The sequence below is a fragment of the Wolbachia endosymbiont of Diaphorina citri genome (genome assembly GCF_013096535.2).
In the GTDB taxonomy this organism is placed as follows: Bacteria; Pseudomonadota; Alphaproteobacteria; order Rickettsiales; family Anaplasmataceae; genus Wolbachia.
Genome location: NZ_CP051265.2, coordinates 611,456 through 624,690, shown reverse-complemented (window position 1 = coordinate 624,690; position 13,235 = coordinate 611,456). Strand labels below are relative to the sequence as shown.

Annotated in this window: 17 protein-coding genes and 2 tRNA genes; 9 read left to right on the top strand and 10 right to left on the bottom strand. The window is 34.9% G+C overall.

Annotation, left to right across the window (positions count from 1 at the left end; all coding sequences use genetic code 11):
• Positions 1 to 11 precede the first annotated feature (11 nt).
• The 4 genes from HGO49_RS02755 to HGO49_RS02740 are packed head-to-tail and all read left to right on the top strand — an operon-like array spanning position 12 to position 2,797.
• Positions 12 to 671 carry a CADD family putative folate metabolism protein gene (locus HGO49_RS02755; protein ID WP_017532185.1) on the top strand — a complete coding sequence of 220 codons (660 nt, stop codon included), beginning with the start codon at positions 12 to 14 and terminating at the stop codon, positions 669 to 671.
• Between the two features lie 22 nt (positions 672 to 693).
• Positions 694 to 1,080, top strand: a complete 387-nt coding sequence (locus HGO49_RS02750) for a dihydroneopterin aldolase (protein WP_017532184.1) — start codon at positions 694 to 696, stop codon at positions 1,078 to 1,080.
• Positions 1,077 to 2,330: a dihydropteroate synthase gene (gene folP, locus HGO49_RS02745; protein ID WP_017532183.1), complete on the top strand. Its 1,254-nt coding sequence runs from the start codon at positions 1,077 to 1,079 to the stop codon at positions 2,328 to 2,330. Before HGO49_RS02750 ends, folP begins: the two co-directional genes overlap by 4 nt.
• Positions 2,327 to 2,797 (top strand): dihydrofolate reductase, encoded by a 471-nt coding sequence (locus HGO49_RS02740; RefSeq protein ID WP_017532182.1) that lies wholly within the window; start codon positions 2,327 to 2,329, stop codon positions 2,795 to 2,797. Before folP ends, HGO49_RS02740 begins: the two co-directional genes overlap by 4 nt.
• A 271-nt stretch (positions 2,798 to 3,068) precedes the next feature.
• On the opposite strand, the gene HGO49_RS07235 is transcribed toward HGO49_RS02740, so the two are convergent.
• A complete protein-coding gene (locus HGO49_RS07235; protein WP_017532181.1) occupies positions 3,069 to 3,971 on the bottom strand; it encodes an alpha/beta hydrolase in 903 nt (300 codons plus the stop codon).
• 122 nt (positions 3,972 to 4,093) lie between these two features.
• Here HGO49_RS07235 and HGO49_RS02730 point away from each other — a divergent pair, with 122 nt between their 5' ends.
• Positions 4,094 to 4,234, top strand: a complete 141-nt coding sequence (locus tag HGO49_RS02730) for a hypothetical protein (RefSeq protein WP_158621802.1) — start codon at positions 4,094 to 4,096, stop codon at positions 4,232 to 4,234.
• Between the two features lie 191 nt (positions 4,235 to 4,425).
• On the opposite strand, the gene HGO49_RS02725 is transcribed toward HGO49_RS02730, so the two are convergent.
• Positions 4,426 to 4,917: an ankyrin repeat domain-containing protein gene (locus tag HGO49_RS02725; protein ID WP_017531820.1), complete on the bottom strand. Its 492-nt coding sequence runs from the start codon at positions 4,915 to 4,917 to the stop codon at positions 4,426 to 4,428.
• Positions 4,842 to 5,204: an ankyrin repeat domain-containing protein gene (locus HGO49_RS02720; RefSeq protein WP_017531821.1), complete on the bottom strand. Its 363-nt coding sequence runs from the start codon at positions 5,202 to 5,204 to the stop codon at positions 4,842 to 4,844. Before HGO49_RS02720 ends, HGO49_RS02725 begins: the two co-directional genes overlap by 76 nt.
• A 225-nt stretch (positions 5,205 to 5,429) precedes the next feature.
• Between HGO49_RS02720 and cutA the strand changes: the two genes are divergently transcribed.
• The 3 genes from cutA (at position 5,430) to HGO49_RS02705 (ending at position 6,394) form a co-directional block, all read left to right on the top strand.
• Positions 5,430 to 5,765: a divalent-cation tolerance protein CutA gene (cutA, locus tag HGO49_RS02715; protein WP_026092605.1), complete on the top strand. Its 336-nt coding sequence runs from the start codon at positions 5,430 to 5,432 to the stop codon at positions 5,763 to 5,765.
• A tRNA-Gln gene (locus HGO49_RS02710) sits at positions 5,756 to 5,827 on the top strand. Before cutA ends, HGO49_RS02710 begins: the two co-directional genes overlap by 10 nt.
• A 138-nt stretch (positions 5,828 to 5,965) precedes the next feature.
• Positions 5,966 to 6,394, top strand: a complete 429-nt coding sequence (locus HGO49_RS02705) for a hypothetical protein (RefSeq protein ID WP_227738357.1) — start codon at positions 5,966 to 5,968, stop codon at positions 6,392 to 6,394.
• Here the strand turns inward: HGO49_RS02705 and HGO49_RS02700 are convergent.
• Together HGO49_RS02700 and dapE are read right to left on the bottom strand one after the other, a co-directional pair.
• Positions 6,391 to 6,681, bottom strand: coding sequence for a hypothetical protein (locus HGO49_RS02700; protein ID WP_007301973.1), 291 nt, complete (start codon positions 6,679 to 6,681; stop codon positions 6,391 to 6,393). The two genes, HGO49_RS02705 and HGO49_RS02700, sit on opposite strands and share 4 nt — an antisense overlap.
• Before the next feature lie 438 nt (positions 6,682 to 7,119).
• Entirely contained in the window at positions 7,120 to 8,316 is a 1,197-nt protein-coding gene (gene dapE, locus HGO49_RS02695; protein WP_017531822.1) for a succinyl-diaminopimelate desuccinylase, read from the bottom strand.
• A 42-nt stretch (positions 8,317 to 8,358) separates the two neighbouring features.
• Here dapE and HGO49_RS02690 point away from each other — a divergent pair, with 42 nt between their 5' ends.
• Positions 8,359 to 9,624: an iron-containing alcohol dehydrogenase gene (locus HGO49_RS02690; RefSeq protein WP_017531823.1), complete on the top strand. Its 1,266-nt coding sequence runs from the start codon at positions 8,359 to 8,361 to the stop codon at positions 9,622 to 9,624.
• Positions 9,625 to 10,178: 554 nt separating this feature from the next.
• On the opposite strand, the gene HGO49_RS02680 is transcribed toward HGO49_RS02690, so the two are convergent.
• From HGO49_RS02680 to rpsF, 5 genes are all read right to left on the bottom strand, one after another.
• Positions 10,179 to 10,250, bottom strand: a tRNA-Met gene (locus HGO49_RS02680).
• Entirely contained in the window at positions 10,241 to 11,542 is a 1,302-nt protein-coding gene (gene purB / locus HGO49_RS02675) for an adenylosuccinate lyase (protein WP_026092606.1), read from the bottom strand. Before purB ends, HGO49_RS02680 begins: the two co-directional genes overlap by 10 nt.
• 112 nt (positions 11,543 to 11,654) lie before the next feature.
• Positions 11,655 to 12,179, bottom strand: coding sequence for a 50S ribosomal protein L9 (rplI, locus tag HGO49_RS02670; protein WP_017531824.1), 525 nt, complete (start codon positions 12,177 to 12,179; stop codon positions 11,655 to 11,657).
• A gap of 3 nt (positions 12,180 to 12,182) precedes the next feature.
• Positions 12,183 to 12,461, bottom strand: coding sequence for a 30S ribosomal protein S18 (gene rpsR, locus HGO49_RS02665; RefSeq protein WP_015587948.1), 279 nt, complete (start codon positions 12,459 to 12,461; stop codon positions 12,183 to 12,185).
• The gene (gene rpsF / locus HGO49_RS02660) at positions 12,461 to 13,234 is read right to left on the bottom strand and encodes a 30S ribosomal protein S6 (RefSeq protein WP_026092607.1); all 774 of its coding nucleotides are present in this window, start codon (positions 13,232 to 13,234) and stop codon (positions 12,461 to 12,463) included. The genes rpsR and rpsF overlap by 1 nt, the downstream gene beginning before the upstream one ends.
• Between the last annotated feature and the right edge of the window lies 1 nt (position 13,235).

The window sequence follows — 13,235 nt, the reverse complement described above, 5'->3', positions numbered from 1 at the left end:
ACTGTTTATTTATGACATTTGTTCAATCACTTAATAATCAATTAGATAGTTTACACTTATTAAAACACCCGTTTTACGAGTCATGGAATGAAGGTAGCTTAAGCCTGCAGGCTCTGCAAACCTACGCTAAGGAATATTATCACCATGTTGCTGCTTTTCCTCGTTATATCAGCGGTATACATTCCTTGTGTACGAATTTGAAAATGCGGCAAGTTTTACTTGGTAATTTAATAGAGGAAGAACAAGGCGACGATAATCACCCAGAATTATGGCAGCGTTTTGCTGAAGGACTGGGAGTAGCACGTTCAGAACTTTGTGAAAATGCACAAATTAAGGAGACACGAGAATTAGTTGATGGTTATTTTAACATTGTAAAATCAGATTTTGCAGCAGGTCTTGGAGCTCTGTACGCTTATGAACGTCAAACTCCAGAGGTTTCTAAGTCTAAAATTGAAGGTCTGAAAAAACACTATTCAATAAATGATGAGCGTTCTCTCAAATTTTTTACCGTTCATATGGAAGCTGATGAGTGGCATTCTGAAGAATGTGCAAACCTTATTGCAGATTTAAACGAAGAAGAACAAGAGAAAGTTATGCAAGGCGCTGAAAAAGGAGCAAAACTCTTATGGGGTTTTCTTGATGGCATGATGAATGTTGATGTTTGTCATTAATTATAAGTAGATACTAAATTCAGTGGTAGCATGTAATCTTCTTATATCTGATTTACGGCTTTGGGTTCATTTGGGATGTAGTGCAGAAGAGAAGTCTTCTCCCCAATTGGTGAGTATTGACGTTGATTTCACTTTTAAATCTCCTCCTTCAGGGATTACAACTGATCAACTTAAAGATACTATCTGCTATTTGGAAGTAGTGCAAAGTATTCAATCTCTTGTTCAGGGCAAGCAATTTAATTTAATCGAGCATTTAACTCATGAGATATACAGAGCCATTAATAACCTTTTGCTGCGAAAGAAGCATATTATTTCTTCTGTCAGGGTGACTACTCACAAAATCGCACCACCAGTTCCTGGTGTGCATGGGGGCGTTTTTTTTACTTACTGTAATGAATTGCAAGAATGATCTATATTTCTATTGGATCAAATATAGGGAATCGCCTTTCCCATTTACAAAGAGCTACTGAGTTACTAAAGAAGCGCTATTTAAAAGACTTAAAGTCTTCGATCATTCTAGAAACTAAGGCTATTTTACCAAATGATGCTCCACCTGATTGGAACAAGCCATTTCTCAACATGATTGTCTATGGAAGTTATTCTTCTTCTCCTGAGGAGCTACTAAAAGGCTTAAAACAAATCGAATGTGATATTGGTCGTCCACAAGTCTACGAAAAATGGGCACCTCGTGTTATTGATTTAGATATTTTGTTATGGGATGATCTAACGCTTGATATACCTGACCTTAAAATTCCTCACCCAGAATTAGTAAATAGACCATTTTTGCTCCACTTGATGGCAATGGTTAACAAAACCTTTGCTTTCAATGTTCAAGACTGTTTTTCAAAGAGTTTTACGCTTTCACCAAAGCTTATGGGTATCGTCAATATTACCCCTGATTCATTTTCAGATGGTGGTCTTTATTATGATGCGAATCGAGCAACCAAGCAGGCATTGCAGCTGGTATCAGATGGTGCAAGCATAGTTGATCTTGGAGCTCAATCAACAAGGCCTGGAGCTTCAATAAAGACGCCAGAGGAAGAGTATGCACGTCTAAAACCAGTACTTGATAATCTTAGCGACTATATGAAAAATGGTGATATTGAAGTCAGCATTGATAGTTTTTGGCCAGACGTTATTTTAAACGTTTTGAAGCACTACAATATTGCCTGGGTAAATGATCAGAAGGGAGATCTGAGTAGTAATACCTTAAAAGAAGTTGCTAGCAGTGGGTGTAGTGTCGTTATTATGCATTCACTTTCGATACCACCACATAAGGACAATATTATTCCACATGACACTGACCCAATTGATATCATAAATAATTGGGCAGAGAAGAGCATTAACAAACTACTAGGACTGGGTTTTGATGAAAATTCAATAATTATTGACCCTGGTATTGGTTTTGGCAAATCTATGTATCAGAATATTCAGATTTTACGCAGTATAGAAACTTTACAAAATTTTGGCTGCAAGGTTTTAGTTGGCCATTCCAGAAAGTCATTTATTTCCTCTTTTTCCATAGAATCTCCCTCTAATAGAGATTTAGAAACAATTGCTACATCTGCTATACTGCAAAATAAGGTTGATTTCCTTAGAGTGCATAATGTACGCGACCACATGAGATTTTTTGTAGCCCAAGCTGTCTTAAAAGGATGAAGATTATTGGAATTATGGCTGTTGACCCTAATGGGGTAATTGGAATAAATAATGATTTGCCCTGGCGTTATCCAAGTGAGTTTAAACATTTTTGTCAAGTGACCGACAAACAAATTATTGTGATGGGAAGAAAGACATTTGAAACCGTGCCTCAAAGCATACTAAAGAATCGTACACCTATTGTTTTCTCCCGTAACAAGTGTTTTAATAGAGGTCCAAAATGTACTGTTGTCTCTTCCATGCAAGAATTTCTGTCAATTCAAAGTAGTTCTCAAGTCTTTGTGATTGGTGGGGCACAAATAGCACACCTTTTTTTAGAGCATAACCTAATCTCAGAATTTATTATAACTGAAATTCACAAGCCCTATAAGGGTGATACATACCTCAATTTAGCATTTTTTGATGGATGGAATAAAACTATTCTTACCAAGACAGAAGATTATACTATATACAAACTATTGAAGTAATTATCGTATTGAAAGGATTAGATTTCTTGCATAACTGGAATTTAAAAGTTGGTGTCATGAAAGTAGCTGACACTGGTTCCTTTTTGGTGGTGTCATTCCAGCATCAAGTGCTGGAATGACAGGGGAGAACTACTAAATGACATCTTCAATTTCTGTACAGCTACATCGCAAGAAAGGAAGCACTCCTTTCACATTAGCAAATTCCCTGAGCAGATACATACAATTTAATACGTAATGAAGTGTGACCTTAGCCAAAAAAGCAGCAGAAAAGTTAACGCGTTCTAGACGTAACTTTACTAAGTACCATTTCTCTTAATTCTTCAGTCAGTGTGACACTATCCAAAACACTGTTATGAGGATCATCTCCATATATAAACAGATTATCACGAATCTTAATCGGATTACCATTTAATAATCGATCATCTCTTATTGCATTTGCCAACTGTGCAGGAAGTGGTATTAATTTGTCTCTTGCGTGATTAATAATTACTATTAGCGTTTTTTCATTTTGTGACTTTTGCAAATTATCTGCTATATCAAAGTCTAAATCGAAGGCTTTTAGTATTCTTTTTAGTAGGAATGAAGGCAGTATACTCAAAATTTTCGTTTGAGGCATTGGAAAATGCTCTATTGCTGTATGAAAAGAACTAAAAGTGCTAGTGAAGACAATTCCTCCAAGTTTAACATCTCTATTCGCAAAATGCTTTAACACTTCCGATGCAACTGCTTCTCCAAAAGAATGACCGAAAAGTATAATATTTTCGGGTTTCACACCTTGATTTATTAGTTGATTAATTTTCTCTATTGAAGACTTGAATAAGTTTTGATTCTTATTTAGAAACGGAATCATGAGTAGCAATATAGATAAAAAAACACAAGCTAAAGCTGCTAAGACTGCCAATCCAACTGTTCTAGCTGTTATTGGATTAGTAAGCAGTATGACAGTAGGTGGCAATATTGATGCTAGTAAGCATACGAAGCTGGTTAAGGCATAAGTTATATAATTTTGAAATGCAGCCGGGTATTTGTGTGCATGAGTGTGAAAATTAGGTATATCATGGTGGTGCATGAGCTCAGATTGCATATCTTTACAGAATGTAGTTGCATTTTTATAATTATCCCCTAATCCATGAAAGAATATAAGATGTATTTCTTTTTCTTGAGTACTGTGCATTGCCCCTCCTATAAGATATTACCAACCATATACTATTTTTAAAATTTCGCCAAGTTTTCTTTATGTTAACTAGCGAAACGGCAATCTTAAAATGCTTGCAAGACCTACTTACATCAAGTTGCATGAGTTTTTTTGTATCCGTTCATCAGAGTAGTAAAATAAGGAAAAGAGAAAAGACGACTAGAGGAATAAATGATGTCATGAAAGTAGCTGACACTGGTTCCTTTATGGTGGTGTCATTCCAGCATCAAGTGCTGGAATGACAGGGGAGAACTACTAAATGACATCTTCAATTTCTGTACAGCTACATCGCAAGAAAGGAAGCACTGGCTTTCACATTAGCAAATTCCCTGAACAGATGCATACAATTTAATGCGTAATGAAATGTGACCTTAGCCAAAAAAAAGCAGCAGAAAATGTTCTAGCTGTTGCTCTCCTAGATCATAAGATCTACTTATATCAAGGTGCATTTTGTACATTCTCTCTGTTTTTCTTGCTTAGGATCTTTTAAACTAGAAAAAGGCAGCTTACTCCAAAACTTATTGTCTTTATGTGCTCCCCATTCTCTAAGAGTTTTAGCCATTTCACAATATTTAAATCTCTCAGCTACCTCCAATGGCGTTCTTCCAGAGTAGCCTTTATAATTCAGATCTGCTCCACTTTCTTTGCAAAACTCAGCAATTTTGATATCACGTTTAGCAACAGAGCACAGGAGAAATTCTCCGTATGTTTCCTTAATATAGTACCCTTTGTTTTGCACAAAATCCTCTACTGTTTTTGCTAAATTTTCTTTGCTTAAACCTTTCTCAAAGCACCTAGAGAGTGTACCGTAATAAAAATCTTCTATTTTGTCACGATAATCTAGCGTTATTAAATTAGAAAGAGATTTACCACAATACTGATCAGTGTCTCCACGTGCACCCCATTTTTCAAGAGTTTCAACCATTTGATTTTTCCATTTTCTCTAGCAAGCCAGAGTGATGTTCTTCCATCATCACTTACATAATCAAGGTTCGCTCCGCGATTTTTACAAAATTCAGCAACTTGAATATCACCTTGAGTGACAGCAATAATCAATAAGCAGTTATATACTTCTTTAGATTTCCATTTATTGCTACTTATAAGATTATCTATTATTCTCTCTGCGCTTTCTCTATCACCCTGTTTAATGTATGAAAATATATTCTGCCAATATAATCTCATTCCTGAATCTATATTTTTTTTCCTGACCATTATTCATAATGCCTCCTAAGCTAGTTGCAACTCTTTCCAGCGCAAAGAGCTGCTTTATTAGCTACTTTGTATACTCACCAAATTCCATTGTCAAATAAATATCTGTGCGCAAATTGCTACAATGTTCGTACAGCTGTGTGTCAAGCGCTGTAGAAGTCTCTCCTATTTTCTCTTGATGAATAAATCTAAGTAGAGTATAGTAAAAATGCATTTATGTAGCGATTAATGAGCAACTTAGTTTTAGTCTATATAACTTTTTCAAACCTGAAAGAGGCTAAGACTATTTCTGAAGAATTGTTAAACGAGAAGTTAATTGTATGTGTAAATATATTTCCCGAAGTAAATTCTCTGTATTTATGGGAAGGTAAAATTAATAGTAATTGTGAAATAGTGGCAATTATGAAGAGCAGGAATGATCAGACTGATAAGATTGTAGAAAAAATCGAGGCAATGCATTCTTATGATCAACCAGCCGTTGTGATAATACCCATAGGAAAAGCGAATAAATCTTTTACTAATTCGGTTAATAATGTTATTGATATAAACAATATTGGGGTGTAGCCAAGTGGTAAGGCAGCGGTTTTTGATACCGCCACGCGAAGGTTCGAATCCTTCCACCCCAGCTTTATTAAAGTGTGCGTGAAATGATATCACTTTTTTATAAATTAAGGTTATTTAATTATATACTGGGCAGCTTGAAAGATATAGTTGTCAAGCTATTTCTTTTCACTCTGTATCTTTATACATCGAGCATTATGCTCATGTTTCTCACCAGTGGCTTTTGGTATGCTGTAGAGTTTAGCTCTTTCAAAAATGCATTTTACCATTTGTATCAATATTTAAAATGGTATTATGAAAATAGAGATGATTTGGGTTATGGAGTTTCTATTAGAATATTAGTAGCGTTTCTTACTCCGCATTTTCTCTACAAATTATTTTCTGGCACAGGCTGGAAGTCTTTTTTCAAGGAGAAGATAGTTCAGATACTCAGCACAAGAAGAAAAATGAGTAATAAACCAAATGGCAGTAGTTATGGTTATAGTAATAAGAACAGTTACGGTAACAATAATCTTCAAGAGGCAGAACGGAAAGTGAATATGATAAAGCAGCTATTAATCCAAGATATAGATGAAGCTATAGAAAAAAGATTAAATGATATTTTTCTTGGTGAGAGGGGTAAACCTCATTAAAAGGGCTTTATCTTTTTTAGAATTGGCTGTATTTTGTTTTTTACGTATAATGGATCGCAATCAGCCAGTATACATGTTTCAACAAAATCTTGACTGAAGTCTGATAGCCAGGAAATTGCTTTACGTTTCTCTACCAAGCTTTCTGTTTTTTTACAGTTACTTGCTGCATCAATCATTGCCTGTGATATCACTGATTGCCACAGTATGCAGTACCTTTGTATATCATCTAAAGTGCTATTTGCTTCGTGATGGTGAAAAAATTCTTTGAAATTGAAGTTATTTGACATTACGTACCTCTTTAAGTTGAAAATTAGAATTTGAAGTAGTGCGAAAGTTGTCTGCTGCAATGAGTAGCCTTTATGACAGTCAGACCGGGTTTTATGTGAGCTATAAATGTTTAAGAAATTATATCTGTTCAGATCTATGTGAAACCAGTGCTTCTTTTCTTGTTATCCGAGCTGGGATCCAGGTTGACAAAAGCGCTTTACAACGTTTTGTATACAAAAGCCAGTGTTGCATGACACTATTTGTTCTTACACCCTTTTTGTCTATCTTATTTTGTCACTCTGCTGAACAGATAATTTTCGCCAATAAGCTTTCTACTGAATTTTTGTTATTAAGCTCGCACAGATCAAAGACAAGTTTTGAGTCAAAAATACCCTTAATATTATAATAAGGGGTTGGTAAAATGTGTCTAGTAAGTTTCTTCTCTATGCAACTGCACCTCAAGCTAATAATGGAGCATCAGGCGTATTACCAATTACATTGATTTGGTTTAATATTTTATTAGTGGGGTAAAAATAATTTTTTATAAACTCCTTATATATAGCTGTTAATTTATGTATATCGTCTATTGATACGCATTCATTTACCTGATGTGCGGTTTTGTTGATCATACCAAATTCAATTACTGGACAAATATCCTTAATAAACGCAGCATCAGATGTGCCACCATTTGTACTCAGCACAGCATCAATACCGGTAATTTTATTTATCGCATCAAGCATAATATCAGTATTTCTATCAGGAATAGAGAGAAAAACGTCCCTGCTGCTCTGCATAGACAGTTTATAATCGTTAGTCACATTGGTGCATATTGCATCAATCATCTTATATAAAACGTCTGGTGTTTGTGTATTGTTATATCGAACATTAAAACCTGCTGCTATTGAACTAGGTATTAGATTATTAGTATTATTTCCAACGTCGATAGTAGTAATTTCGCAATGTGAAGGCTGAAAGTATTTATTACCAGTATCAAAAGTGGTATCTTTTATCTTACTTAGTATCGATACCATTTTATATATTGGATTATCTGCTAGATCTGGGTAGGCAACGTGCCCTTGTTTACCATGGCAAATCAATTTAAATGTTGCAGAACCTCTTCTACCTATTTTTATGGTATCACCTAATTTCTCACTACTCGTTGGTTCTCCAACTATACAAAAATCTATCTTTTTTTGCTTGCTTTTCATCCATTCCAAAATGGCCTTTGTTCCATGTTCTTCCGTGCTTTCTTCAGCGCTGGTAATCAATGCACTGATTGAACCGCTGAATCGAAACTTACCTGCAACTGAATCTACGATAGCAGCAATAAATGCAGCTACTCCGCCTTTCATATCAGCTGCTCCTCTTCCGTATAGCATTCCATCTCTAACTTCTGGCTTAAATGGATCAGATATCCAATCTTTTAACTCACCTGGTGGTACAACATCAACATGTCCAGCAAAACACAAGTTTGGTACTCCATTTATATATTTCGCATAAAGATTTTTAACTTTATCACCAAACTCTAAAATCTCACATTCAAAACCACTTTTCTTGAGAATGGCTGCTATATGCTCTATTGCCCCATCGTCTTTTGGTGTTATACTTTTAAAAGAAATTAATTTCTTAGTTAGTTCTACAGGGTCAATCTTCATATCAATCTTGAAATACTAACATTACCGTATTGTAAACATTCTATGCGATATTTAAAACAAATATTACAGCACACAGAACAAGTTCTTATAAGGGAAGTAACAGTACTTGCTGATAATATCTATGAAATATGTAGACAATACGGAAATGACATTTTTCTGATTGCAGATGAAAATACAGCAAAACTTTTAAACAAAAACATACTTAATAAAGTTTCTCATTTAATTATTCCAGCCACACCTGTCATTCCAGTGCGTGACTATGATGGATCGCAGTGTCACGCTACTTGGATGACACCAAATAGACTGAACAGAGCTGCTTCTCTCCAAGCTGTAAACCTAGTTAGAAATAAAGCAAAAGATAGTGACTTAATGGTTGCATTTGGCAGTGGCACTGTTAATGATATCTGTAAGTACGCAAGCTATTTAGAAGGCAAAGACTACATATCCTTTCCAACAGCTGCTTCCATGAATGGATATAGCTCTGCAAACGCTTCAATATTAGTTGATGGATATAAAAAATCGTTCGGAGCACATCTTCCAAAGGCAATATACATTGATACCGATATAATTGCCAACGCACCACTACGCCTCACATTAAGTGGATTTGCAGATTTCATCTGCCGTTCAACAGTACAAGCCGATTGGCTATTATCTAATCTATTACTTGGCACAGAATATAATGAACTCCCCTTTAAACTTGTTCGCAATCTGGAGGAAATTTTGCTCAGAGAACACTTGGCACTTGCTAAAAAAGATAAAAGAGTAGTTTTATTACTTATGGAAGCCTTATTGATTTCAGGACTTGGAATGGTGATGTCAAAAGGCAGCTACTCTGCAAGCCAAGGAGAACATATGATAGCTCATGCAATGGAGACGGTAACGAAAGATTATTCCTCCTCGTTACATGGCGAAAAAATTGCTGTTACGACGATTACTATGGCTAACTTACAAGAGGAGATATTGTCAATACAAAACCCGATTACCAAACCGATCACTTTAGATGTAAAACATATAACTCAGTGCCTTGGTAATACCGAATTTATAAAAATTCTAAAGCAGAAGCAAATTATGCAGCAAAAAATTCAAGAGATTATTTGCAAAGAATGGAGTAATATTTCTAGTTTAATTAAGCAAAATTTACTATCTGCAAAACACCTGCAGAAAGTATTTGAAGATCTATCAATTCCATACTTACCGGAGCATCTTAATTGGAACAAAGAGCAATATTGCAAGGTAGTCAATCTTACATTTGCAACAAGAGATAGATTCACCTTTCTTGACCTAGCTGGTTGTATAGAAAAAAGTTAGATTTTGTATATTCGTTCAGTAGGGTAGCAAAATAAGATAGACAAAAACACAGTAACAAATGGTGTCATTCAAGTAGCTATCCAGCCTTTCTTAACAACAAAAATTTAGCATGACTTTTGTGCTCAAGAAACTTCTGGATTCCAGCATCAAGTGCTGGAATGACATGGTGAAATATTATTCAAGTAGCCTCTGTCCCAGTGCCTATTCGGTGTCATTCAAGTCAACTCTTTTCTTGTCATCCCAGTGCCTAGACACTGGGATCCAGAAAACTTCACTTTAAATGAGTGCATGAGATTGTCTTTATATAGATGCCAGTGTCAGCTACTCGGATGAAATTCATTTAGTTGTCTTTTCTCATCTACCTTACCACTTTCTTGAACGGATACCATTAGCCATTCCCCTGAATAGATACAACAAATGTTGTATCTTTATCACTTCACATACATTATTCCATATACTATATGAACAACTGAAAAAAAACTTCAGTTAATTGACAATGAATCACGTTATTTTGTCAAATGCGCTGCTACCGCCAAACCATAGCTTAGCTTGAGTGGCTGAGGAGGGATTTGAACCCCCGACCAAGAGATTATGATCCTCCTGCTCTACCACTGAGCTACTCAGCCTCATTAAAAACCTTGCTATATATATGATCTATATGTTTCGTATAATACTTCAAATCAAACAAAGATTCAAGTTTTTTAGAGTTAATAACTTCAAGTAAGAATTTATCTTGTTTCAGTTCGGCCAGAAAATCACTATTGTTTTGTTTCACTTTCATTGCATTGCTCTGAACAATTTTATACGCCTCTTCCCTCGTCAAACCACTATTTACCAACTCGAGTAATACTCGTTGTGAAAAAACCAAGCCTTTTGAAGAATTTAAGTTCTTTTCAATATTTTCCTTATTGATCACCAATTTATCTATCAAATCTGTTAATCGTACTAAAGCAAAATCCATTGCTATGCAAGCATCAGGAGCAATGCACCTTTCCACAGACGAGTGCGATATATCTCGTTCGTGCCATAGTGCAACATTTTCTAATGCAGGAAAAACATAGCTGCGTATTAAGCGCGAGAGCCCAGTCAAATTCTCACTTAAAATAGGATTACACTTATGCGGCATAGCAGAACTTCCCTTCTGCCCAGTGGAAAAATATTCAGAGATTTCGCCGACTTCAGTTCTTTGCAAATGACGAATCTCAATTGCAATATTTTCTATTGAGCTTGCAATTACTCCCAAAATTGAAAAGAACATGGCATGTCTATCACGAGGAATGACTTGAGACGATATGGTTTCAGGTATGAGTCCCATTTCTTTCGCTACATACTCTTCAACAAATGGATTAATATTTGCAAAATTACCTACTGCACCTGATATTTTACAAATTGAGATCTCTTTTTGCGCGCTAATTAATCTCTGATAATTGCGTTTAAATTCAGCATAAAATCTAGCAAATTTTAACCCAAGAGTTATTGGTTCTGCATGCATTCCATGACTGCGCCCAACACAAACAATATCTTTATAGTCCTCAGCTTTTTTTTTCAATACTATAAGTAAATTTTTTAGATTCTTGAGTAAAATATCACATGACTCTTTCAACTGCACTGCAAGGCATGTATCTAAAACATCAGAACTTGTCATTCCGTAATGGAGATAACGAACATCAACTCCCGCTTTTTCAGCAATATATGTCAAAAAAGCTATAACATCATGTTTTACAATGGATTCAATTTCGTTAATACGCTCAATATCAAATTCAATAGCACCAGAGAGCTTTTCAGCAACATCATTTGGAATAACTTTTAATTTTGCTTGAGCTTCACATGCTAATTTTTCTATTTTGAGCCATATGTTGAACTTATTTTTTTCTTCCCAAATGGAAGAGATTTCTTTGCGGCTATAGCGTGGGATCATTAGATGATCCCTGTCTTATCTTTGAACATGCTAGATCCCAGTGTGTAACACTGGGACGACAGAAAAAAAGTGCACTGGAATGACAGGAGTAGTTGAAATATTTTCTTCACTGCTATTCGTTATTTGTATCTTCTTGTTGCTCAGATTTCTGATTTTGCAACTTTACTTGCCTCAATTCATGTGCATCTTTCTCAGATCTGACAACGTATATAGTAATTGGCACTATCACTTTACTATGTAATTCTATATTCACTTGATACTCGCCCAAATTTTTGATACTTATTCCACCAAAAGATAAACTATGATGACTTATCTCATATCCTTCTTGTAATAAAGTTTTTGCAACTTCACGTATTGTTACAGAACCAAAAATCTTTCCATCCTCTGAAGCCTGCTTTATTAATATAATAAACTTATCATGCAATGATGATGCAAGCACTTTTGCTGAATTTAATTTCTTGATATTTTCTTCTTCCAATAACAAACGCTGTTCCTCTAGCTTTATTAAATTTTCCTTAGTAGCTTTCATCGCCTTTTTTTGTGGAAAAAGAAAATTACGTGCATAACCTGGTTTAACTTTGACAACTTCACCAAGCTTACCTAAAGTTGTTATATTTTCCTTTAAAATTATTAACATAAATTACCTAACTTTTTTAGTACAGTAAGGAGCAAGAGCTAAAAAGCGTGCTCTTATAATTGCTAAGCGCAACTTTCTTTGTTTTCTTGCACACACACCTGTTAACCTTCTAGGTAATATTCTACCATAGTCAGAGGTGAATTTGGATAATAAATCTATATTCTTATAGTCTATGTCCTCATCTTTAGATGCAGCAAGAGGACAGACCTTAGGACGCCTAAAGCCAGTTCTGTTATTTACAGATACGTAAGAATTATTAAAACTATTTCGTCTTTTCATCATTATGCACTTTTCTCCTCAATTTGTTTATCCATCATGTAAGATTTACCTTTAAAAAACTCATTAACCCGTACAGACAAGTGGCGAATAATATTCTCATTCAGTTTTACTCTACGCTCAAATTCATCCATAATGCTTGAAGTAAAACTTATACACATCATACAGTAATGACCACTTTTCATCTTATTTATTGGGTATGCAAAATCCAATAGACCCCAATATTCATATTTTATCAATCCTGAAGCTTCAATATTTTTCAAAAGCACTTCCAGAGTTTTACTCAATTGATTTGAGTCTACTATTTTAAAACTTTTTAAAACCTCTTGAAGGGGCTTTATTAGATGTTGTGAAACATTTTCCTTAAAAGCATTTGCTACATTATAGATAAATGCACTTTTAGTGTTAGCTCCTGGAAGGTCCATAAAATTTTGTTTTATTCCCGTATCACTTAGTTCATTTTTCAATTCTTTATCGATTCTTGACTTTATTTCTTTTAAATTTGAAAAATCTTCTTCCAATTCAACCCATAAAATTTTTGTCAGAGTTTCCAAAAAATCAGAGTAAACAATCAGACTTTTTTTAATGCTTTCAGTGCTTGCCTCTAGCTCTTGTTTTGTAGCTGTGCTATGGTCTCTTTCTATAAGACCTTTAACCTCCTGAGAAATAACATCTGCTTTAATATTTTTCAACAAAATAGCCAATTCCTGGACCATTTCTTCTACTTCTTGCTGCAATAAGTTCGGTTGTGCTATAAAAGTAAATTCATAGAGATTCACT